This is a genomic window from Vibrio sp. ED002 (assembly GCF_023277445.1).
GTDB classification, from domain to species: Bacteria; Pseudomonadota; Gammaproteobacteria; order Enterobacterales; family Vibrionaceae; genus Vibrio; species Vibrio jasicida.
Genome location: NZ_CP080238.1, coordinates 2,335,453 through 2,358,244, shown reverse-complemented (window position 1 = coordinate 2,358,244; position 22,792 = coordinate 2,335,453). Strand labels below are relative to the sequence as shown.

The 22,792-nt window shown below is 46.2% G+C and carries 18 protein-coding genes, 4 tRNA genes and 1 rRNA gene; 14 read left to right on the top strand and 9 right to left on the bottom strand.

The features are described 5' to 3' along the window. Together ITG12_RS10885 and ITG12_RS10880 are read left to right on the top strand one after the other, a co-directional pair. Positions 1-1,329 carry a pilus assembly protein TadG-related protein gene (locus tag ITG12_RS10885; protein WP_248873067.1) on the top strand — a complete coding sequence of 443 codons (1,329 nt, stop codon included), beginning with the start codon at positions 1-3 and terminating at the stop codon, positions 1,327-1,329. An 11-nt stretch (positions 1,330-1,340) separates the two neighbouring features. After that, positions 1,341-1,976 carry an OmpA family protein gene (locus ITG12_RS10880; RefSeq protein WP_248873066.1) on the top strand — a complete coding sequence of 212 codons (636 nt, stop codon included), beginning with the start codon at positions 1,341-1,343 and terminating at the stop codon, positions 1,974-1,976. Here the strand turns inward: ITG12_RS10880 and ITG12_RS10875 are convergent. From ITG12_RS10875 to glyQ, 5 genes are all read right to left on the bottom strand, one after another. Continuing rightward, positions 1,973-3,355: an ATP-binding protein gene (locus ITG12_RS10875; RefSeq protein ID WP_248873065.1), complete on the bottom strand. Its 1,383-nt coding sequence runs from the start codon at positions 3,353-3,355 to the stop codon at positions 1,973-1,975. The two genes, ITG12_RS10880 and ITG12_RS10875, sit on opposite strands and share 4 nt — an antisense overlap. 3 nt (positions 3,356-3,358) lie before the next feature. Beyond that, positions 3,359-4,039 (bottom strand): response regulator transcription factor, encoded by a 681-nt coding sequence (locus ITG12_RS10870; protein ID WP_042602415.1) that lies wholly within the window; start codon positions 4,037-4,039, stop codon positions 3,359-3,361. A gap of 117 nt (positions 4,040-4,156) precedes the next feature. After that, positions 4,157-6,241 (bottom strand): alpha-amylase, encoded by a 2,085-nt coding sequence (locus ITG12_RS10865; protein WP_248873064.1) that lies wholly within the window; start codon positions 6,239-6,241, stop codon positions 4,157-4,159. Positions 6,242-6,458: 217 nt separating this feature from the next. After that, positions 6,459-8,525 carry a glycine--tRNA ligase subunit beta gene (gene glyS / locus ITG12_RS10860; protein ID WP_104026650.1) on the bottom strand — a complete coding sequence of 689 codons (2,067 nt, stop codon included), beginning with the start codon at positions 8,523-8,525 and terminating at the stop codon, positions 6,459-6,461. Positions 8,526-8,538: 13 nt separating this feature from the next. After that, the gene (gene glyQ / locus ITG12_RS10855; RefSeq protein ID WP_104026651.1) at positions 8,539-9,456 is read right to left on the bottom strand and encodes a glycine--tRNA ligase subunit alpha; all 918 of its coding nucleotides are present in this window, start codon (positions 9,454-9,456) and stop codon (positions 8,539-8,541) included. Positions 9,457-9,939: 483 nt separating this feature from the next. Between glyQ and ITG12_RS10850 the strand changes: the two genes are divergently transcribed. Together ITG12_RS10850 and ITG12_RS10845 are read left to right on the top strand one after the other, a co-directional pair. Next, on the top strand, positions 9,940-10,494 hold the full coding sequence (locus tag ITG12_RS10850) for a TMEM165/GDT1 family protein (RefSeq protein WP_042602418.1): 555 nt from the start codon (positions 9,940-9,942) through the stop codon (positions 10,492-10,494). Between the two features lie 159 nt (positions 10,495-10,653). Then, positions 10,654-10,914 (top strand): hypothetical protein, encoded by a 261-nt coding sequence (locus ITG12_RS10845; RefSeq protein ID WP_038870244.1) that lies wholly within the window; start codon positions 10,654-10,656, stop codon positions 10,912-10,914. Positions 10,915-10,958: 44 nt separating this feature from the next. On the opposite strand, the gene tusA is transcribed toward ITG12_RS10845, so the two are convergent. Continuing rightward, complete coding sequence (gene tusA, locus ITG12_RS10840; protein WP_005426051.1) at positions 10,959-11,207, bottom strand: sulfurtransferase TusA; 249 nt, start codon at positions 11,205-11,207, stop codon at positions 10,959-10,961. Positions 11,208-11,339: 132 nt separating this feature from the next. Between tusA and ITG12_RS10835 the strand changes: the two genes are divergently transcribed. Together ITG12_RS10835 and ITG12_RS10830 are read left to right on the top strand one after the other, a co-directional pair. Further along, complete coding sequence (locus tag ITG12_RS10835) at positions 11,340-11,522, top strand: hypothetical protein (RefSeq protein ID WP_005458692.1); 183 nt, start codon at positions 11,340-11,342, stop codon at positions 11,520-11,522. 168 nt (positions 11,523-11,690) lie between these two features. Next, positions 11,691-12,632 carry a LysR family transcriptional regulator gene (locus ITG12_RS10830; protein ID WP_038870249.1) on the top strand — a complete coding sequence of 314 codons (942 nt, stop codon included), beginning with the start codon at positions 11,691-11,693 and terminating at the stop codon, positions 12,630-12,632. A 73-nt stretch (positions 12,633-12,705) separates the two neighbouring features. Here ITG12_RS10830 and ITG12_RS10825 read toward each other — a convergent pair whose 3' ends face one another. From ITG12_RS10825 to fadB, 3 genes are all read right to left on the bottom strand, one after another. Continuing rightward, positions 12,706-13,686, bottom strand: coding sequence for an MDR family oxidoreductase (locus tag ITG12_RS10825; protein WP_009708064.1), 981 nt, complete (start codon positions 13,684-13,686; stop codon positions 12,706-12,708). Between the two features lie 266 nt (positions 13,687-13,952). Further along, the gene (gene fadA, locus ITG12_RS10820) at positions 13,953-15,128 is read right to left on the bottom strand and encodes an acetyl-CoA C-acyltransferase FadA (protein ID WP_038875136.1); all 1,176 of its coding nucleotides are present in this window, start codon (positions 15,126-15,128) and stop codon (positions 13,953-13,955) included. A 14-nt stretch (positions 15,129-15,142) separates the two neighbouring features. Next, positions 15,143-17,314, bottom strand: coding sequence for a fatty acid oxidation complex subunit alpha FadB (gene fadB, locus ITG12_RS10815; RefSeq protein WP_248873063.1), 2,172 nt, complete (start codon positions 17,312-17,314; stop codon positions 15,143-15,145). A gap of 268 nt (positions 17,315-17,582) precedes the next feature. Between fadB and ITG12_RS10810 the strand changes: the two genes are divergently transcribed. From ITG12_RS10810 to ITG12_RS10775, 8 genes are all read left to right on the top strand, one after another. Beyond that, positions 17,583-18,206 (top strand): YigZ family protein, encoded by a 624-nt coding sequence (locus tag ITG12_RS10810; RefSeq protein WP_038870253.1) that lies wholly within the window; start codon positions 17,583-17,585, stop codon positions 18,204-18,206. A gap of 46 nt (positions 18,207-18,252) precedes the next feature. Further along, positions 18,253-19,710 (top strand): TrkH family potassium uptake protein, encoded by a 1,458-nt coding sequence (locus tag ITG12_RS10805; RefSeq protein ID WP_038875128.1) that lies wholly within the window; start codon positions 18,253-18,255, stop codon positions 19,708-19,710. Between the two features lie 9 nt (positions 19,711-19,719). Further along, positions 19,720-20,247: a menaquinone-dependent protoporphyrinogen IX dehydrogenase gene (gene hemG, locus ITG12_RS10800; protein WP_038875125.1), complete on the top strand. Its 528-nt coding sequence runs from the start codon at positions 19,720-19,722 to the stop codon at positions 20,245-20,247. A gap of 517 nt (positions 20,248-20,764) precedes the next feature. Further along, positions 20,765-22,313 (top strand): 16S ribosomal RNA (locus tag ITG12_RS10795). 89 nt (positions 22,314-22,402) lie between these two features. Further along, positions 22,403-22,478 (top strand) — tRNA-Glu (locus ITG12_RS10790). A gap of 2 nt (positions 22,479-22,480) precedes the next feature. Next, positions 22,481-22,556 (top strand) — tRNA-Lys (locus tag ITG12_RS10785). A gap of 24 nt (positions 22,557-22,580) precedes the next feature. After that, positions 22,581-22,656 (top strand) — tRNA-Ala (locus ITG12_RS10780). 35 nt (positions 22,657-22,691) lie between these two features. Then, positions 22,692-22,767: transfer RNA gene (locus ITG12_RS10775), tRNA-Val, on the top strand. Positions 22,768-22,792 lie beyond the last annotated feature (25 nt).

The window sequence follows — 22,792 nt, the reverse complement described above, 5'->3', positions numbered from 1 at the left end:
ATGCCACATAGTATTCAAAAGTACTCTAGTTTGAAAAAGCAAAGCGGTCATGTCGGCATGTTATTCGCCATGATTATACCTATCCTGTTTGGTGTTTTCATGCTGGGCTCAGACGGAGCGAGGGCATTACAGACTAAAGCCCGTTTAGAAGAGGCGGCAGAAGCAGCGGTGCTGGCGGTTTCTGCAGAAGATTCAGAAAATCACACGTTGGCGCAGAACTACATTGAGCACTATGTGTATGACGTTGAAGGTATTGAGAACCTAAACGTGCAGCGTTTGTCTTGTGATGAGATGCCGGATTGCCAAGCTGGGTTATCAAAGGGGCAAGCGCGTTATTTTGAGTATCGTGTTGCGGGGCGAACTCGTCACGAATCTTGGTTTCCTGGGCAGGGTGTGATTGTTGGTTTTGGTGAAACATTCGATGTTACTGGAAGCTCGAAAGCACGACGTTATCAAGGTCAGCCTGTCGATATTACCTTTATCGTAGATTTTTCTGGCTCGATGAATGAAACCTGGAGTGGTGGTAAGAAAACCAAAATCGAAGATCTGAAAGACATCATCGAAAAAGTAACCGATGAATTAGAGCAATACAATGTCTTAAACGTTGAGCATCCACATCGAGTTGCTATCACGGGATTCAACCGCCGCACTATCAATACAGGCAATAACAATAAGCTGATTATTCGCGATCAACGCATCACTAAGTATGACGCAGATGGTTGGGACAAAGACGATACGTTTTACCCGCAAAAGACCATTAACAACCAATTTGTGGTTAAGGGAGCAGCGAAGCGTATCCCAAATGAAGATGATTTAGCGGAGTTCTATGACATTTTCTATACCACGGACTTTAATAGCTTTACTCGTCAGGTGAATAGCTTTAAAGCCTCCGGTGGTACGGCCTCGCTGCAAGGCATTATTCGAGCAGGACAAATCGTCACTCAACTAGCAAAGAACCCCAAGCAGTTGATCATTATTTTGTCCGATGGTGAAGATTTTAATCACTATGCAGGGCAAACCGAAGAACTCGTGGATCGCGGTATGTGTTCGAACATCCTCAATATGATTAATGGTGGAAAAGTGACGGCAGATGGAGCCAGTGATTCGATAGAGGTCATTAATGGCGTGAGCCAAGGCATGAAAACACCAGAGGGCGAACAGATGAGTGCCAGTATGTCGGTGATTGGTTTTGATTATGAATTGAATGCCAATGTGGGCTTACGTAATTGTGTTGGGGCGGACAACGTCTACAAAGCACAAAATACCGACGACATATTGAATCAAATCTTATCGCTGATCACCGAAGAAGTCGGTCACCTAACCTTGTAGAGAGCAATACAATGAACAAGTTAATTCTGGCATTAGCCGTGAGCTTATCTGTGCCATCATTTGCACAAGATAACACTAATCAAGCGCTGTATTACTATTGCCAGCAAGGGCAGAGTCAGTATCAAGAATCGGTGTCTTTTGGGCATCAAACGGAAGTGAAATACCATCAAGGTCCGTTTATGCAAATTACCGTTAATGGTGAACAGAGTGCTCTTGAGCCCATGCTACTGTCTCAGTTGGAACAAACTGGTATTGATAAATCCTGTGCGACTTATTTATTGAGTCGAGCACAACTAACAGAGCAAAAACAGGGAGAACTTGCTGCCCGAGTGCTGTTTGAGTTTGATAAAGCGGGTTTGAATGCTCAATCGAAGTTCATTCTCACTCAGTTGAATCAGCAACTGAAACAGCGACCTCAATCTTCATTGTTGGTGGTTGGTAATACGGATGCGAAGGGGAGTAATGGGTATAACCTAACGCTTGGCTTAAAGCGTGCGAACTCTGTGGCTAAATATCTTGAAGGGTATGATGAAGTGGTGTCCACTTCACGCTCTGATGGCGAAACGCACCCTGTGAGCAGTAATGCAAATACTCACGGGCGCGAGTTAAATCGCCGTGTTGATATTAGCTTGCCAACGCAAGGCTAACGGTAAGGCAACAGTATCTTTAAGCTCGCACCCATGGATGGGTCTGTTGGTGTTTCAAACCAAATTGCGCCTTTGTAGCTGTGTACAATCTCATCACACAACGCCAAACCTAATCCTGTTCCTGGGTTTTGCTCATCAGCACGCACACCGCGTTTAAATAAAGTGTCGCTTATCGACTCATCCACGGCGGGACCATCGTTGTTAAAGGTAATGATAATGCCTTCTTCGGTGTTGTTGATGAACACATCGATACGCTTATTAGCATAGCGGTACGCGTTCTCCAAGATGTTGCCAAACACTTCCATCACATCCGCTTTACTCATCGGCAGAGTCTGATCATTATTGATAAACTGTTCGACGCGAATGCTTTTATCTATATGGACTTTATCAAACATCAGTAGCAGGCTATTGAGGATAGGTTTGATTGGAGTGGTATTTTCTACAATCCCTTTCACACCCAATGATGCTCGCTTAAGTTGGCCTTGAATCACATCATCCATTTCTAATAACTGTTGGTTGATATCATGAATTTTGCCTTCTTCAATATCATCCAATAGGGCTTGGGATACAGCGACTCGTGTTTTCAAACTATGTGCGAGATCGTTTAATGCTCGGCGATAGCGCTGCTCGTTTTCTTTTTGCTGGAACATCAGCTCATTGAGGGCTCCTGTGATTGGCATTAAATCTTCTGGATATGAGTGTGCTAGCTTCTCTTTTCTGTTCGCTTTTACGTCAATTAATTCCTTTTCGAGAATTTTGAATGGTTTAAAACTCCAACGATAAATAAGAAAAATTAGCCACATAATAATGAGTGAGGCAATAATGGAAAATATCGCTACATTTACTTTGAGTTGATTCAATGAAGCGACCTTGTCTTCCATACGTCTTAGCAATACGATCCTTCCTTGAGGGTTATAAGGTGTTTTGTCTAAGGGCAGAACATGAGCTATGAAAGCAGAACCTTGCTTTGTTTGAACTAACTCAAATTGATTAATTTTGGTTGGTAATAATGGGTCTAGGCAGAAGTTTTCTATTTTTGGCGTTTTTATTCCTCTCTCGATGAGCCGTTGTCGAGATTCTTCATTCATGGAGCGCCAAAGTTCATTATTGTTCTCATCGCAGATGAACATAGAGAAATGGGAGGAGTGTAAAGGAAACTCTTCATTCCATTTTTCTAAGGGAGTTACTTGCCCTGACGCTATTATTTCATTCGTAATAGCAGGTACATGGCTAGCGACATCTAACGCATACTCTTCGAATAATTTATCTTTTTCGAGGTGGTAGACAAATGCACTTATCGTTAATAAGTAGCTTATTCCTACAACAGAGGTGATGAATAAAACGCGTCGACGAAATGTACTGGATATCAAACGTTTCATTGACTACTTTGCCTCTAGCTCAAAGCGATAACCCTGGCCGCGAATGGTACTAATGATTTTTTCTTCAGTGTGTGCAGCAAGTTTTTTACGCAGACGCGAGATGATCACTTCGATATTGTTCAGTTGTACGCTTTCTCCGGCATCGTAGAGTGAGTCAGCAATCTGCTCTTTGGATATGACTTTTTGGCGGTGACGGATTAGATACTCAAAGATTTGATATTCCAACGCGGTGAGATCTAGGACGTTGTCTGCGTAGCTTATGCTTTTTGCCTGAGTATCTAACGTTACCTCACCTGCATTGATGGTGCTGGTGGAGAAGCCTTGATAACGACGGACAAGTGCTTCTAAGCGAGCCATTAATTCTTCAAACTGAAACGGTTTGGTGAGGTAGTCATCAGCACCAGAGTTCAGCCCTTCTACTTTATCTTGCCAATCGCCACGAGCGGTCAATATTAAGATCGGTACATTAATCTCTTTGCGGCGGATCTGCTTTATTAAGGTGATACCATCAAAATCAGGTAAGCCAAGGTCAATGATCATGGCATCCGCATTGGGGTGTTTTTGAATGGTTTGCAGGCAAGCGGATGCGGTTTTATCGGCATACACTGTATTGCCACGATCTTTGAGCTGCGAAGCTAAATGGTGATTGAGAATTTCGTTGTCTTCGACCAGTACGACTAACATGAACAACCTAATCAATGGATTTCATAACTGGATTAACCTTAGCATTCAACAAAAAAAAGGGAAGCCATGCTTCCCTTTAAACCTTGTTAATTCACCATATTCTTGTTGCTGAGCAAGTTACTCACCGGTGTAAACAATCAACACCTTGTCGTCTTGGTATTGGCGTTCGAACGCGTAGTAACCTTCTTGGTTGCGAGTAATGTGCTTACCTTGAGCAACTGCTGGGTGGCGTTTACGGAATTCTCCCAACTTTTGCCAATGTTGCAGTAGATCTTCTCGCTCGCCATGAATCTTATCCCATGGCATATCTGAGCGTGTGCCTTGGTGGGCATCTGAACCAGTAATGCCAAAATCACGAGCTATCTCATCACCGTAATAGATCTGTACTGCACCGGGAGCCAGCATCAGAGCATTTGCTGCACGTGCTTGGTCATCAAAGCTGCGGCTGCGAGCTGACCAAAACAGCTGTGTATCGTGTGAAGACAAGTAGCTCAACACGTTGAATTCAGGATCGGTATTGATGCGCTCTGCATAGCGGCGGTAATCATTATCAAGTTGAGCGAAACACTTCAGCGCTTTTGGTGCCACATCAGATTGGAACTCGAAGTTGATGATGGAATCGAAGCCGTTATCGAAATACGGGCTCTTCACTACGCTGTGTGCCCACACTTCACCTGTCATCCAGAAAGGTAGGTCATCCAAGGCTTTGTCCGGGTTGCTTTGCTTCCACTGAGCAAGCGCCTGAGTGGTGCTGGCTTTCAACTCTGCCCACGCTTCCATTTCTACGTGTTTAGCGGTGTCGACACGGAAGCCATCAATGCCATAGTCACGCACCCAATCGGATAACCACGTAATCAGATGCTCACGCGGGGTTTGCAGCTCATCTTGCGCATTGGTGTCTTTATTGCGGAAGAAGTTTGGTAGTCCGGTTTTTTGAGTTGATTCGGTTTTGAGATCCGGTAGGTAGTTCAAAGACATGGTGATGTCGTTGTAGCCCGGAGCATCGTAGTCACCAATATCGGTGCGGATCCAATCTTTGCCCCACCATTTATCCCACGCTTCGCTATCACCGTATTTGATGTAATCGTTGAAGCTGTGCCAGCTTTGTCCTGATTTTGGCTGCCAGTCGGTCCATTTTTCACCGAGGACTTCTTTGGCTTCTTGGTCATCAAGGTAAAGCTGACCAAAGCCGAATTCCTGCATGTCTGCTAATGTTGCGTAGCCAGTGTGGTTCATGACTACATCCCAAATCACGCGGATGCCTTTTTTGTGGGCAGTATCGACGAAGGTTCTGAGCTCATCTTCGGTACCCATGTTGGCATCAAGCTTGGTCCAATCTTGGTGATAGTAGCCGTGGTAGCCGTAGTGCTTAAAGTCGCCTTTATCGCCGCCGCCAACCCAGCCGTGGATTTGTTCCAGTGGTGAGGTTATCCAGATAGCATTCACACCAAGTGATTCGATGTAATCGAGTTTTTTCGTCAGGCCCGCTAAGTCACCACCGTGGAAGGTGCCAATCTCGTATTTTCCATCTTTGCTGCGACCGTAGCTGTTGTCGTTGTCTGGGTTGCCATTGTAGAAGCGGTCGGTCATAACGAAGTACACCGTCGCGTTATCCCAGCTGAAAGGTTTATCGGCTTGCTGTTCAACTTCTTCTAGCAGCAATAGACCTTGGCTCATAGGACCCGGTTGCATGGTTACGGTGCCATTGGCGACTGTGGTTTCTTGTCCGGTTAAGGCATCACGAACGACAGTGCCATCATTAAAGGTTTGAGCAACGTTGATGGTTTTTGGCGCGTCAGTTGCGACAGGGCAAGAGTAGGTGATGTCCTGACTCTGTTTTGGTTTGATTTTTACCGTCAGCTCGTTGGTGGTTGGATTGAGCGTAAATTGATAGGTATTGGCTTTGAAGATGCGCAGCGGCATTTGTGCATCAGTGGCGCAGTTATCCATTTTTAATGGACGATTGAACTTGATGCGATCTTCTTCTGCTAGGGCAAAGCTACTGCCACAAGTTTGCTTGCTGTCAGCAATGGTAAAGCTATAACTGCCTTTTTCGAGTCTTTGCTCGGCGACAAGTAAGCCTTGTGAGTTTTCCTCAAAAACAGCGGTGTCATCACCAACGCTTAATACGATGGCATTTTCTGGAATCTGGCTGCAGGCGCTCAGTAGACCGATAGAGAGTGCGAGAATTGTTTTTTTCATTGTGTCCTTCCCCCGAATAAACAGTTCAGTTATAGCAAAACTGTGCCTCTACAATCCGAGCTCTACACCAACAAGTTAAACGCGTCTCACCCTACAAATTTTAGTCTTGTTCACAAAATGAATAATAAGCGTCACCGTCATCGGTTTGAAGGCAACAAAAAAGGGAAGCATCTGCTTCCCTTTTACTTATTTCTTAATCACTTCTAAGAGTAATGAATTACTTTTGAAGCAAAGAAATGTCTGCGATCTGTAGGAACAGGTTACGTAGGTTGTTCAGTAGTGTCAGACGGTTTTTCTTAAGTGCTTCGTCGTCTGCCATTACCATTACGTTATCAAAGAACGCATCAACTGGTTCACGTAGGTCAGCTAGCTTGCTTAGGGCTTCTTGGTAGTTACCTGTAGCAAATGCTGGCTCTAGCGCTTCCGTCATTACTTCAACGCTTTCTGCTAGTGCTTTCTCTGCGTCTTCTTGTAGAAGTGCTAGGTCGATGTCTGCTGCTAGTTCGCCGTCGAATTTCGCTAGGATGTTACCTACACGTTTGTTCGCTGCTGCTAGAGACTCTGCTGCTTCTAGTTCACGGAAGTGAGAAACCGCTTTAACTCGTTGGTCGAAGTCTGCTGGTTTCGTCGGACGACGAGCTAGAACCGCTTGGATGATGTCTACGCTGAAGCCTTCGTCTTGGTACCAAGCACGGAAACGACCAAGCATAAACTCGATAACGTCTTGTTCAACGTTGTCGTTGGTTAGGCGGTCGCCAAACAGTGACTTCGCTTTCGCTACTAGGTCAACAAGATCTAGGTTGTAGCCGTATTCAACGATGATACGTAGTACACCTAGAGATGCGCGGCGTAGTGCGAATGGGTCGCTGCCTTTAGGCGCTTGACCAATACCGAAGATACCTACGATAGTGTCTAGCTTGTCTGCCATTGCAACTGCAGTTGAAACACCGCTTGATGGCAGTTCATCACCTGCGAAACGAGGCATGTATTGCTCGTTCAGTGCTACTGCAACTTCTTCTGCTTCACCGTCGTGGCGAGCGTAGTGCATACCCATAACGCCTTGTGTATCCGTGAATTCGAATACCATAGATGTCATTAGGTCACACTTAGCCAGTAGGCCTGCGCGCTTAGACTTCTCAACGTCAGCATCGATTTGCTCAGCGATGTAGCCAGCAAGTTCTGTGATGCGGTCTGTTTTGTCTTTGATAGTACCAAGCTGCTTCTGGAAGATAGCTTGGTCTAGTTCGGGAAGACGGTCGATCAGCGGACGCTTACGGTCTGTGTTGAAGAAGAACTCAGCATCAGCAAGACGTGGACGTACAACTTTCTCGTTACCTTCGATAACGTGACGAGGCTCTTTAGACTCGATGTTTGATACGAAGATAAAGTTAGGAAGTAGCTTCTTGTCCTCATCGTAAACAGGGAAGTATTTTTGGTCACCTTTCATGGTGTAAACCAATGCTTCAGAAGGCACTTTTAGGAACTCTTCTTCAAACTTCGCTGTTAGTACTACTGGCCATTCAACCAGAGACGTTACTTCTTCAACAAGATCATCTTCTAGGTCAGCGATACCGCCAACCGCTGCTGCTGCTTTTTGTGCGTCAGCTAGGATGATTGTCTTACGCGCTTCGTAATCTGCCATTACTTTACCGCGCTCTTCTAGGATCGCAGGGTATTGCTCAGCAGAATCGATAGTGAACTCTTGTTCACCCATGAAGCGGTGACCACGGATCGTGCGGCCAGAAGCGACACCAAGGATCTCGCCTTCGATTAGGTCGCTGCCCATTAGCATGGTTAGCGTCTTCACTGGACGGATAAATTGAGTCGTTTTGTTGCCCCAGCGCATTGGTTTTGCGATAGGTAGGTTTGCTAGTGCTTTCGCTGCAAGTTCAACTACGATCTCAGACGTTGGCTGACCTTGCACTTCTTGTTTGAACAGTAGCCATTCACCTTTGTCTGTAACCATGCGATCCGCTTGGTCAACCGTGATGCCACAGCCGCGTGCCCAGCCTTGAGCTGCTTTTGTTGGGTTGCCTTCCGCGTCAAACGCTGCAGAAACCGCAGGGCCACGTTTTTCAACAACTTTGTCAGACTGGCTGTCTGCTAGTGCTGCTACTTTTAGTGCAAGACGACGAGGTGCCGCGAACCATTTCACGCCTTCGTGAGCAAGTTCAGCGCCTTTTAGTTCTGCTTCGAAGTTTGCTGCGAATGCTTCAGCTAGAGTGCGAAGTTGCGTTGGTGGTAGCTCTTCTGTACCTAGCTCGATTAGAAATTCTTTTGCCATGTTACTTTACCCCTTACGCTTGTTCTTTCTTACACATTGGGAAGCCAAGAGCTTCACGCGATGCGTAGTATGCTTCTGCAACTGTTTTAGTCAGGTTGCGGATGCGTAGGATGTAACGTTGGCGTTCAGTTACTGAGATCGCTTTACGTGCGTCTAGTAGGTTGAATGCGTGACCAGCTTTTAGAATGCGTTCGTAAGCAGGTAGTGGCAGTGGCTTTTCAAGCTCAAGCAGCTCTTTACACTCTTTCTCACACTGTTCGAAGAAACCAAATAGGAATTCAACGTCTGCGTGCTCGAAGTTGTAAGTTGATTGCTCTACTTCGTTTTGGTGGAAGATATCACCGTAAGTCACGGCGTTGCCGTCCGGTGCGATGTTCCAAACTAGATCGTAAACAGAGTCTACTTCTTGGATGTACATTGCTAGACGTTCGATACCGTAAGTGATCTCACCAGTTACTGGCTTACACTCAAGGCCGCCAACTTGCTGGAAGTAAGTAAACTGAGTTACTTCCATGCCGTTTAGCCAAACTTCCCAGCCTAGACCCCAAGCGCCTAGTGTTGGGTTTTCCCAGTTGTCTTCTACGAAACGGATGTCGTGAACAAGTGGGTCGACACCAAGAACCTCTAGAGAACCTAGGTACAACTCTTGGATATTGTCTGGCGATGGTTTTAGCGCTACTTGGAATTGGTAGTAGTGCTGAAGACGGTTAGGGTTTTCACCATAACGGCCATCAGTAGGACGACGTGAAGGTTGTACGTAAGCTGTAGACATTGGCTCTGGGCCAAGTGCTCGTAGACAGGTCATTGGGTGAGAGGTACCCGCACCAACTTCCATATCTAGTGGTTGAACAATGGTACAACCATTCTGAGCCCAATAATCCTGCAGCGCGAGGATCATTCCCTGGAAGGTTTTGATATCGTATTTTTGCATAAGTCAGGTTCGCGCGATTCTCTTATTACTCGTGAATTCGTCTCTTTTGTTGGGTTTTCTTGCCTCAACAATGGCGATTCAAAGTAATTACGGTTGAATAAATTAACAATCAAGTATACCCAGATATTGAGCATGGGAGTAGAGCTAATCTTGATTAATTCGTGGGCAATTTTCTCCTTTAATGGATTTTTACCGCGTTATCTGCTGAATTTTTCCTAAAAGGGAGTTTTCGCTGTCTTTCACTCTTGAGGTGATGGGGAAACATGGCTAGAATTGCGCCTGTCTTTGGGGAGTAGCTTACCCGATGAAATGTCTGTTTCATCTGGTTCGTTCGTCAACATAATTGGTGCAAAATCACCATGGCGCTCGAGACTCATCAACCCGATGAGTTTAGCAAGACCTTAGACAAATCATCACTAACCGGGGTGGGGCGTGAGATTTGTCTTAGGTTAAATATAATAATCCCGCCCCAATGAGCATGTCGTGAGCGTTTTAGCTATTTCAATTACTACTGTAGCGTTAGCAGAAATTGGCGATAAGACCCAATTGCTATCTCTATTACTTGCCAGTCGTTACCGAAAACCGATCCCTATTATTGCAGCAATCTTTTTGGCAACCATTGCCAACCACGCTTTGGCTGCATGGTTGGGTGTGGTGGTGGCCGATTATCTTTCGCCTGAGGTTCTCAAATGGGTGCTGGTGGTCAGTTTTGTCGCCATGGCGGCTTGGGTGTTGATCCCAGATAAATTGGATGATGATGAGCAGATATCCAATCGCGGTCCTTTTATTGCCAGCTTTATTGCTTTCTTTGTTGCTGAGATTGGCGATAAAACTCAGATTGCCACTTCTATTTTAGGCGCGCAGTACGCCGATGCATTGAGCTGGGTAATTCTGGGTACGACGATCGGTATGTTATTGGCCAATGTGCCTGTTGTTTTGATTGGTAAATTATCCGCCGACAAGATGCCTCTTGGAGCCATTCGTAAAGTAACTGCATTCCTATTTGTTGCTTTGGCTATTGGTGCCGCGTTATTCTGATTTCTTGTCCGTAAATGGTGTGAATTATCAATAACTAGTCGAGTAATGCACAAGTTCAAACTCTAGCTCAAAATCATTCAGGACCGTGACGGATGACATATTAGTGTCATACTTGTCATGGTAATTTAATGGTGTGAATGATAGCGAGAGGGCAAGTTTATGCTTACACGTTACATGGGTATGACCCCAAAGAGTCAGAGTTATTTATTCACCTTTGGTTTAGCGCTGTGCTTGTTAGCTATGGTGCTGACTGATATGTGGTTGCCAATTGTGGCAGGGTCCTTCATTCTCACTGGTTTGACGGTGGAAGCATGGATTCGGGTAGCTCACATTATTCCTATGCATGAAGAAATGCGTGCGATGAAGCAACAATTGAATAAGCTACAATCAGAAGTTCGCACTTTAGAATACGATGAATAAAACAAACGGCAGCCTTTTGGCTGCCGTTTTTGATCTTGCTGAGATTATTCCAAACCTTTCTTAATCAGGTACTGGTATGGAAGCTGTTCCGTTTGTGCCGCTATCAATTGGTGATCCATGAATCGGCAGAAGCTCGGGATATCTCGAGTTGTTGATGGGTCGTCTGCTTTCACTAGCAATACTTCACCATCTTGCATGTTTCGAATTGTCTTCCTGACCATCATCACTGGCTCTGGGCAGCGTAATCCTTCCGCCTCTAAGGTTTTTGTCGCCAGTTCAGGATTAAAACTCATAATGTGATTCTCGTAACTAACTGAGCGGTGAATTTTACTTTCGTTGAAAAAATATTCAATAACCACTTGGCAAACTGAATTTTTTGATTTACTTTAAATTAACAATTCGGTAACAACTGGCAAGGAGAGACGATGTTAACAGCGTTAGACAGACTGACCATCTATTCGGTTTTATGCTTCATCTCGTTTTGTGCATTAGTGCTTAGAACGCCAGCTGAAACCTCATTGATGCCTCTTGCAGGCATGAGTGCAACGATTATCGGGATTTGGATTGAGATGCACAAATGGTCAGGTGCATCAGAGCAAGAAAATTAGCACTTCTTGCTGTAATCGAAACCTATTGATATATACGCTCACCAAGTTTAACGACACTTCATTCCGACACTATCCCCATTTTTCTTGGGCTTCCCCGCTGAAAGGCGGGATTTTTTTTGCCTGAAGAGTACAATTTACCTAAATCCCCTACATGTTAAGTGGCAAATCGTGGAATTAGAAGACATCTATCGTCGAGATCTGAATTTATTGGTCGCATTACGTGTGTTGATCGAAGAAAGCAGTGTTAGCAAGGCAGCAACGCGTCTCAATCTAAGCCAATCAGCTATGAGCCGCGTACTCGGTCGATTGCGTGATTTGCTTGACGATCCGTTATTTACACGGCAAGGCCAACACTTAATACCGACGCAAAAGGCGTTGGAAATCGATCGCTCTTTGGGAGAGCCTTTGGAATCACTGCGCCAATTACTGTCTCCACGAGAATTTGACCCGCGTAGCTGTGATCAAACTTTTAATATTGCCACGACGGATTATGCGATGCAGACCATTCTGCCTTTCGCATTACCACGGATCTATCAAGAAGCGCCGAATGTTTCATTTAACTTTTTGCCGATGCAGCACGACCGTTTGTCTGATCAGTTAACTTATGAAGGCGCGGACTTAGCGATTTGTCGTCCAACTGGCCCAGTAGAGCCTTTGCGAAGTGAAGTACTTGGTCGAGTGGGTGTGTTATGTATGCTTTCTAAGCAACACCCCTTGGCGAATGAAGAGATGAGCTTAGACGATTACTTAAGTTACCCGCATGCAATGATTGCTATCAGTGATGGGGTAAAGGCGCTGATTGAACAAGCCTTGATGGAAAAGCCAAAACGTAAAATGGTGCTTCGTGCCTACCATTTAGAGGCCGCACTGGCGATCATTGATACTTTACCCATTATTATTACGGTTCCTGCCGATTTAGCGTACTTGGTTGCTGATCGCTATGACTTAGTAGTGAAGCCATTACCATTCCAATTCACGCCGTTTGAATATTCGATGATTTGGCACGCACGTTGCGAACACTCTCCCGCTCAAGAATGGTTGCGTGCAGTGGTTCGTGAAGAATGTAGTCGTCTTATTGCTAAGCGAATTGAAGATATGGGATTGGACTAATTTTTCCGATAATCGAAATAGCAAAAAGCCGGGCAATGACCCGGCTTCATTTATTCTATCGAAGGGTTAACGCTTATAGCTTGATAACCACGCGACCAGTTACTTGACCGTTTGTGATGTCTTCAGCGTATTTTGGTGCTTCAGCTAGTTCTACCTCAGTACAAGCTTGCTCGAAGTAGCTGTCTGGTAGTAGCTCAACCAATTTTTCCCATGCTGCAGTACGTTTTTCAAATGGGCATGAAACAGAATCCACACCTTGTAGACGAACGTTACGCAGGATGAACGGCATTACTGTAGTAGGTAGATCGAAGCCACCTGCAAGACCACAAGCTGCAACTGCACTGTTGTAATCCATTTGCGCCAATACTTTTGCTAGTACTTTGCTGCCTACGGTATCAACCGCACCTGCCCATACTTGTTTTTCAAGCGGACGTGCTGGCTCTTCAAATTCAACGCGGTCGATGATGCGGCTAGCACCTAACTTTTCTAGTAGTGGGCCGTTTTTCTCTACGCGACCTGTCACTGCAGCAACTTTGTAGCCAAGCTGTGCTAGAAGCGTTACTGCTACTGAGCCTACACCGCCACTTGCACCAGTTACTAGGATTTCGCCGTTTTCAGGTTTGATGCCTGCATCAAGCAGTGCTTGAACACATAGCATTCCAGTGAAACCAGCAGTACCAACCATCATTGCTTTCTTGCTGTCTAGACCTTTTGGTAGTGGTACTAGCCAATCCGCTTTTAGGCGAGCACGTTGAGACATACCGCCCCAGTGGTTTTCACCTACACCCCAACCAGTAAGAACAACTTTGTCGCCTGCTTGGTAGCGGTCGTCTTCTGAGCTTACTACTGTACCTGCTAGGTCAATACCCGGCACCATCGGGAAGTTACGGATGATTTTACCTTTACCTGTAATTGCAAGACCGTCTTTGTAGTTCAACGATGAGTAATCAACGTCAATCAGAACGTCGCCTTCAGGCAGTTGTGTTTCATCGATTTGCTCGATGCTAGCGATAGTACGTTTGTCTTCTTGATTTAGAACTAGAGCATTAAACATAAGGTTCTCCGATTGTGCGGTAGCGTGACTCTGGGTCACATGCAGCAAGATATCAACTGCTGCTAAGTGTATGTCTTCTTTGTCTATGAATAAAATGAAACTTGAGCATTTAATGTATGCTTTTTGTGCATGTAAGCAATGTTTGGCGTAAAACAAAGGGCGACATCAGATGCCGCCCTTAAGTGTAATACTAAAAATTTTCAGTATTGGTTCATTTGCTCGTGATTGTTGGACTGATCACTACAACCTAGCGTTTCTTAAACAAACTATGGTCGTTCAAATACCGTTGCAATCCCCTGACCTAAACCGATACACATGGTTGCTAGGCCGTATTTTGCGTCTTTCGCTTCCATTAAGTTGATCAACGTCGTCGAGATACGTGAGCCAGAACAACCAAGTGGGTGACCCAATGCAATCGCACCACCGTTAAGGTTGACCTTCTCATCCATAACATCAAGCAGACCCAAGTCTTTAGCACATGGTAGAGATTGCGCTGCAAATGCTTCGTTTAGCTCAACCACACCCATGTCTTCAATTGATAGACCTGCGCGCTTAAGTGCTTTCTGTGTCGCTGGTACAGGACCATAACCCATGATAGAAGGATCGCAGCCCGCAATGGCCATGCCTTTGATGCGTGCACGAATCTTCAAACCAAGCTCATTGGCTTTCTCTTCGCTCATGATCAACATCGCTGATGCACCATCAGACAGCGCCGATGATGTACCAGCTGTTACTGTGCCGTTAGCAGGGTCGAATACTGGACGAAGTTGAGATAGGCCTTCAACAGATGTTTCAGGGCGAATCACTTCATCGTGATCTAGAGTGAATAGCGTGCCGTCTGCTGCGTGGCCTTCAATCGGTAGGATTTCGTTTTTAAAACGACCCTCTACGGTTGCTGCATGTGCACGAGCATGAGAACGCGCGGCAAACTCGTCTTGTTGCTCACGGCTAATGCCATGTAGCTTACCAAGCATTTCAGCGGTTAATCCCATCATGCCTGCTGCTTTTGCAACTGTCTTTGACATACCAGGGTGGAAGTCCACGCCGTGGTTCATTGGTACGTGTCCCATGTGCTCAACACCACCAATTAGACAGATTTCAGCATCGCCCGTCATGATGGCACGTGTACCGTCGTGAAGCGCTTGCATTGATGAACCACACAAGCGGTTCACCGTCACGGCGCCAATCTCAATTGGCAGACCAGCAAGTAGCGCCGCATTACGTGCAACGTTAAAGCCTTGTTCTAGGGTTTGTTGTACACAGCCCCAGTAGATATCTTCAATCTCACTTGGGTTCACCTGTGGGTTACGCGCAAGAATACCCTTCATTAGGTGTGCGGATAGATCTTCTGCTCGCGTATGACGGAAGGCACCACCTTTAGAGCGACCCATTGGAGTACGTAGACAATCGACTACGACAACATTTCTTGTTTGATTAGTCATTTTAAAATCCCTCCTTAGATAGAACCTTGCTGTTGTGCACCGTAAAAGCTTTCACCTTTCGCCGCCATATCAATCAGCATCTGTGGTACTTGGTACATAGCACCAAGCTCTGAGTATTGTTTTGCCATTGCAACAAACTCAGCGATACCTACGCTATCTAGGTAGCGGAATACGCCGCCGCGGAATGGAGGGAAGCCAAGACCGTAAACCAGTGCCATATCCGCTTCTTGTGGAGTGGCAATGATGCCTTCTTGTAGGCACAGTACCACTTCGTTGATCATTGGAATCATCATGCGTTGAATGATGGTCTGCTCGTCAAAGTCCTGCTTATCGGCACAAACGTCAGCGAGTACAGACAAGATTTCTTCAGAGAAGGTTTTCTTCGGCTTACCTTTTCTATCAATGGTGTAGCTGTAGAAGCCACTGCCATTTTTCTGGCCGTATTTATCTGCTTCGAACAGTGCATCGATCGCGTCACGACCTTGTTTGCCCATGCGCTCAGGGAAGCCTTGCGCCATCACGGCTTGTGCGTGGTGGGCGGTATCAATACCAACAACATCGAGCAAGTATGCAGGTCCCATCGGCCAGCCAAACTTACGCTCCATGATTTTGTCGATTTTCGTAAAGTCAGCACCATCACGAAGTAGCATGCTGAAGCCGCCAAAGTATGGGAACAATACGCGGTTTACAAAGAACCCAGGGCAGTCATTGACGACAATTGGTGATTTGCCCATTTTCGCTGCGTAGGCTACAACACGATTGATGGTTTCATCAGACGTATGTTCACCACGGATGATCTCGACGAGAGGCATACGATGCACTGGGTTGAAGAAGTGCATGCCACAGAAGTTTTCTGGGCGTTTTAGCGATTTTGCTAATAGATTGATAGGAATCGTCGAGGTATTTGAGGTGATAACCGTGTCGTCACCGACATGCGATTCGACTTCACTCAGCACTGCTGCTTTTACTTTCGGGTTTTCTACTACGGCTTCAACAATCACGTCTGATTCTTCGATGCCTGCGTAATGTAGGCTCGGTGTGATAGACGCTAAAATACCAGCCATCTTAAAGCCATCAATGCGACCACGAGATAAGCGTTTATTTAGCAGCTTAGATGCTTCAGTCATGCCTAAATCGAGTGAAGGTTGCGCGATGTCTTTCATTAACACCGGCACGCCTTTGAGTGCAGATTGGTAAGCGATGCCGCCGCCCATGATACCCGCACCAAGCACAGCCGCACGTTGCGTGCCTTTACTCGCTGACTTCGCTGATTTTTTAGCAAGCCCTTTGATGTATTGGTCGTTGAGGAACAAGCCAACCAGTGATTTTGCTTCTTCAGACTTAGCCAGTTTTACGAAGTGCTTACGTTCAATGTCGAGTGCTTCGTTACGAGCGAAGCGAGCGCCTTCTTCAATAGTAATAACGGCTGTCATTGGAGCGGGGTAGTGAGGACCCGCTTTTTGTGCCACCAGACCCTTCGCCATGGTAAAGCTCATCATTGATTCAAGCTTACTTAGCGTTAGAGGTGATGTCTTTTGCTTGCGACGAGCTTGCCAGTCCAACTTCTCGTTGATTGCCGAGGTCAGTGTCTTGAGTGCTGACTCGTAAAGTGCGTCGCTATCAACAACCGCATCAAGAAGACCAATCTTTAACGCTTCATCCGCACGACACGCTTTACCTTGAGTGATCACTTCCATTGCGCTGTCGGCGCCAATAACACGTGGCAGACGTACACAACCACCAAAGCCCGGCATAATGCCTAATTTTGTCTCTGGTAGACCGATGCTGGTGGTCTTGTCACCAATTCGCATATCAGTTGCAAGCACACACTCACAGCCGCCGCCTAACGTGTGACCTTTTAGTACCGAGATAGTCGGGACGGGTAAGTCTTCCAGCTTGTTAAAGATGCTATTAGCAAATTGCAGCCACTGATCGAGCTCAGCGTCTGTCTTGGCAAAAAGACCTAAGAATTCGGTGATATCAGCGCCAACAATGAACGCGTCTTTATCTGAGGTGAGCATCAAGCCCTTCAGTCCTTGGTGCGCTTTTAGTGCATCAAGGGCTTTGTCGAGTGACTCTAGTGTCGCTAGGTCGAGCTTGTTAACGGATTTTGGAGAGCAGAAGCTTAGTTCTGCAATACCATCTTGTACTTCCTTTACCTGTAGGGTTTCGGCTTGGTAAATCATTGTCTATCTCCATGACATACAATCTTGGATTGTCTGTATACCGATTTGATGCGGGCTGAGCGCCTGTAGGGCAACAAATAGATATAGAGGAAAGTCGTTATATTTGTTGTTCTGGTTTGACCAGTGGAGTTAGTTTGGACCTCGGATTGGTTAATTTCAATACATTTTTTAAACAAGTGTTTAACATTGTGCGCTAGTGCAGATCTTATGCGACTCACAATTCCGTCTCGTGATAGACTTTGGACAAAGAGAAAAGTGACCTAATCCTATGAATGACCAGCCTTATCTTATCCCTGCCGCGCCTGCTCAATTTGAAGAAGAAATCAAAAAGAGCGTCTTTATTACCTATTTGGCTCATACGCCGAACATAGAGGCTGCAAAGGCGTTCGTAGAGCAGATCAAAACCAAGCACTCTGATGCAAGACATAACTGCTGGGGATTTGTTGCGGGTCGACCAGAAGATTCGATGAAGTGGGGGTTTAGCGATGACGGAGAACCATCGGGGACAGCCGGAAAACCGATCCTAGCTCAATTGTCTGGTTCTGGTGTAGGAGAACTCACAGCTGTTGTTACTCGATATTCTGGTGGCATTAAGTTAGGCACGGGCGGTTTGGTGAAAGCTTATGGTGGCGGTGTGCAACAAGCGCTCAAGCTGCTTCAAACAATTGAGAAAAAAATAACCACAAAACTCCGTCTAGAGTTAGACTATGGTTTTATGCCTATCGCACAGTCGATCATGCCCCAGTTTGGTGCGGTTGAAGTTGAAGCTGAGTACAGCGATCAGGTGGTATTAGTGTTGGAAATTGAGCTACGTGAAGTGAGCGCCTTTACCCAAACTATCATCAACAAAAGCGGTGCAAAGGCAATTGTCACCCCTATAGACGGACAATAATGAAATATAGGAAGCCACAGGGACAGCTTCGCTAGTCAATTAATCCATGCAATTTCGTTCAATTATTCGAATCGTCGGGCTATTGCTCGCGCTTTTTAGTGTCACAATGCTCGCGCCAGCGTTGGTCGCACTCATTTATCGAGATGGTGCGGGTGTACCTTTTGTCACGACTTTCTTCGTACTTCTATTGTGTGGTGGGATATGTTGGTTCCCAAACCGCAGGTATAAACACGAGTTAAAAGCACGTGATGGCTTTCTTATTGTTGTTCTTTTCTGGACAGTACTAGGCAGCGCAGGCTCGATCCCTTTTCTTATCTCAGATAACCCAAATATATCTGTGACTGACGCCTTTTTTGAATCCTTCTCTGCTTTAACGACCACTGGTGCGACAGTTATCGTTGGACTTGATGAATTACCCAAAGCAATCTTGTTTTACCGCCAGCTTCTACAGTGGTTTGGAGGTATGGGGATCATCGTATTAGCCGTTGCAATCCTACCAGTGCTTGGTATCGGTGGTATGCAGCTTTATCGTGCAGAAATCCCAGGGCCAGTCAAAGATACTAAGATGACGCCGCGTATTGCCGAAACGGCTAAAGCGCTATGGTATATCTATTTAAGTCTGACGATCGCATGTGCCGTGGCATTTTGGTTGGCCGGTATGACGCCATTTGATGCGATTAGCCATAGCTTCTCAACTATTGCCATCGGTGGTTTCTCTACGCACGATGCCAGCATGGGCTATTTCGATAGCTATGCGATTAACATGATTACTGTTGTCTTCTTGTTAATCTCGGCATGTAACTATTCTTTGCACTTCGCCGCGTTTGCGTCTGGCGGCGTGCATCCTAAATACTATTGGAAAGATCCAGAGTTCCGCGCTTTCATCTTCATCCAAGTCGTTCTGTTCTTGGTGTGTTTCTTATTATTGTTGAACCACCATTCTTACGATTCAACCTATGATGCATTCGACCAAGCGCTTTTCCAGACTATTTCCATCTCTACTACGGCTGGCTTTACAACGACAGGCTTTGCCGACTGGCCATTGTTTTTACCAGTATTGTTACTGTTCTCTTCTTTTATAGGAGGGTGTGCTGGTTCTACTGGTGGCGGTATGAAAGTGATCCGTATCTTATTGCTGACCTTGCAAGGCGCTCGTGAACTTAAGCGTTTGGTTCATCCTCGCGCGGTCTACACCATTAAAGTCGGTGGAAGCGCTCTGCCGCAAAGAGTTGTAGATGCAGTGTGGGGTTTTTTCTCTGCTTATGCTTTAGTGTTTGTGGTCTGTATGCTGGGTTTGATTGCGACCGGAATGGATGAGCTAAGTGCGTTCTCCGCGGTTGCTGCAACGCTGAACAACTTAGGTCCAGGCTTGGGTGAAGTTGCGCTTCACTTTGGCGATGTAAACGACAAAGCAAAATGGGTGCTGATTGTTTCCATGTTGTTTGGTCGTCTGGAAATCTTTACCTTACTTATTCTACTTACGCCGACGTTTTGGCGTAGCTAAGGGGAAATCGTGGCAAAAGCATTATTTCTATATTCCTCCCGTGAAGGGCAGACTAAAAAAATTCTCCGCTATATAGATGAGAAGCTAACAGACTTCGAATGTGAGTTGGTGGATTTACATAATGTTGAGACGATTGATTTTAGCCAATACGAAAGGGTATTGATTGGAGCGTCTATTCGTTATGGTCATCTTAATAAGAAGCTGTACCAGTTTATTGAGCGAAACCTCAATCAACTTGAACAAAGTAAAGTGGCGTTCTTCTGCGTAAACCTAACCGCTCGTAAAGAAGACCAAGGAAAGGATACGCCAGAAGGCAGCGCTTACATTCGTAAGTTCCTAATTAAGTCACCTTGGAAACCAACCTTAATCGGTGTTTTTGCTGGTGCTCTTTATTACCCACGTTATGGTTGGTTCGACAAAACGATGATTAAGTTCATTATGTCGATGACGGGTGGCGAAACCGATACGACCAAAGAAGTGGAATACACCAATTGGGAGAAAGTGGCTCTTTTCGCAGATAAATTCAAAGAACTGTAGAAATAACGTGCTCTTTTGACCGCTTTTGACGCAAATTTATCCGAACGGTAAAAAAGTCAAAAAAAAGGTGAAAAAGGGCTTGCCAATGTGATCGCAATCTCTATAATGCCACCTCGCTGACACGGCAACGCTTCGAAAGAAACGAAAGCCAAGTTAGCAAGCCAATTAGCCAAGCGGAAACGCTTGAAAGAAAGTTTGAAAAAAGTGATTGACACTAAACTTTAACTCGCTAAAATGGCCGTCCGATTTGAGCAAAGCTCAATAGGAAAGCTCTTTAACAATATAGACCTATCAATCTGTGTGGGCACTCGTTGATGATAATCCAATTAGAAATTTCTCTTAATAAAGAGCGGTTTCAAATTAGGTTTCAATGAACTGAGTGACCAATCAAGTCGCAAGACTTGGCACAGTCAATTCATTATCGTTCTGTTGGAACGATAATAGCTTTAAAATTACTTCTTACTTTCGAGTAAGGATGAGTTTTGAAGTCAGTATTCGTTGAGCCGAACAAAATCTTAAATTGAAGAGTTTGATCATGGCTCAGATTGAACGCTGGCGGCAGGCCTAACACATGCAAGTCGAGCGGAAACGACTTAACTGAACCTTCGGGGAACGTTAAGGGCGTCGAGCGGCGGACGGGTGAGTAATGCCTAGGAAATTGCCCTGATGTGGGGGATAACCATTGGAAACGATGGCTAATACCGCATGATGCCTACGGGCCAAAGAGGGGGACCTTCGGGCCTCTCGCGTCAGGATATGCCTAGGTGGGATTAGCTAGTTGGTGAGGTAATGGCTCACCAAGGCGACGATCCCTAGCTGGTCTGAGAGGATGATCAGCCACACTGGAACTGAGACACGGTCCAGACTCCTACGGGAGGCAGCAGTGGGGAATATTGCACAATGGGCGCAAGCCTGATGCAGCCATGCCGCGTGTGTGAAGAAGGCCTTCGGGTTGTAAAGCACTTTCAGTCGTGAGGAAGGTGGTGTAGTTAATAGCTGCATTACTTGACGTTAGCGACAGAAGAAGCACCGGCTAACTCCGTGCCAGCAGCCGCGGTAATACGGAGGGTGCGAGCGTTAATCGGAATTACTGGGCGTAAAGCGCATGCAGGTGGTTTGTTAAGTCAGATGTGAAAGCCCGGGGCTCAACCTCGGAATAGCATTTGAAACTGGCAGACTAGAGTACTGTAGAGGGGGGTAGAATTTCAGGTGTAGCGGTGAAATGCGTAGAGATCTGAAGGAATACCGGTGGCGAAGGCGGCTCTGGACAGATACTGACACTCAGATGCGAAAGCGTGGGGAGCAAACAGGATTAGATACCCTGGTAGTCCACGCCGTAAACGATGTCTACTTGGAGGTTGTGGCCTTGAGCCGTGGCTTTCGGAGCTAACGCGTTAAGTAGACCGCCTGGGGAGTACGGTCGCAAGATTAAAACTCAAATGAATTGACGGGACTGCACAAGCGGTGGAGCATGTGGTTTAATTCGATGCAACGCGAAGAACCTTACCTACTCTTGACATCCAGAGAACTTTCCAGAGATGGATTGGTGCCTTCGGGAACTCTGAGACAGGTGCTGCATGGCTGTCGTCAGCTCGTGTTGTGAAATGTTGGGTTAAGTCCCGCAACGAGCGCAACCCTTATCCTTGTTTGCCAGCGAGTAATGTCGGGAACTCCAGGGAGACTGCCGGTGATAAACCGGAGGAAGGTGGGGACGACGTCAAGTCATCATGGCCCTTACGAGTAGGGCTACACACGTGCTACAATGGCGCATACAGAGGGCAGCAAGCTAGCGATAGTGAGCGAATCCCAAAAAGTGCGTCGTAGTCCGGATTGGAGTCTGCAACTCGACTCCATGAAGTCGGAATCGCTAGTAATCGTGGATCAGAATGCCACGGTGAATACGTTCCCGGGCCTTGTACACACCGCCCGTCACACCATGGGAGTGGGCTGCAAAAGAAGTAGGTAGTTTAACCTTCGGGAGGACGCTTACCACTTTGTGGTTCATGACTGGGGTGAAGTCGTAACAAGGTAGCGCTAGGGGAACCTGGCGCTGGATCACCTCCTTATACGATGATTATTCACGATGAGTGTCCACACAGATTGATACGGTTTATAAGTAAAAGAGACGAAGATATCCCAATATCTTCAATCCAGTGTCCCGTTCGTCTAGAGGCCTAGGACACCGCCCTTTCACGGCGGTAACAGGGGTTCGACTCCCCTACGGGATACCATTGGGTCGTTAGCTCAGTTGGTAGAGCAGTTGACTTTTAATCAATTGGTCGCAGGTTCGAATCCTGCACGACCCACCATTCTTTAAGAATGACTCTCAAGATGGGGCTATAGCTCAGCTGGGAGAGCGCCTGCCTTGCACGCAGGAGGTCTGCGGTTCGATCCCGCATAGCTCCACCATTCTTGACGTCTACCACAAGACGAAAAACTTATGTGGGCGATTAGCTCAGTTGGGAGAGCACCTGCCTTACAAGCAGGGGGTCACTGGTTCGAGCCCGGTATCGCCCACCATCTTTAAGTGTTCTTGAAAAAGAAT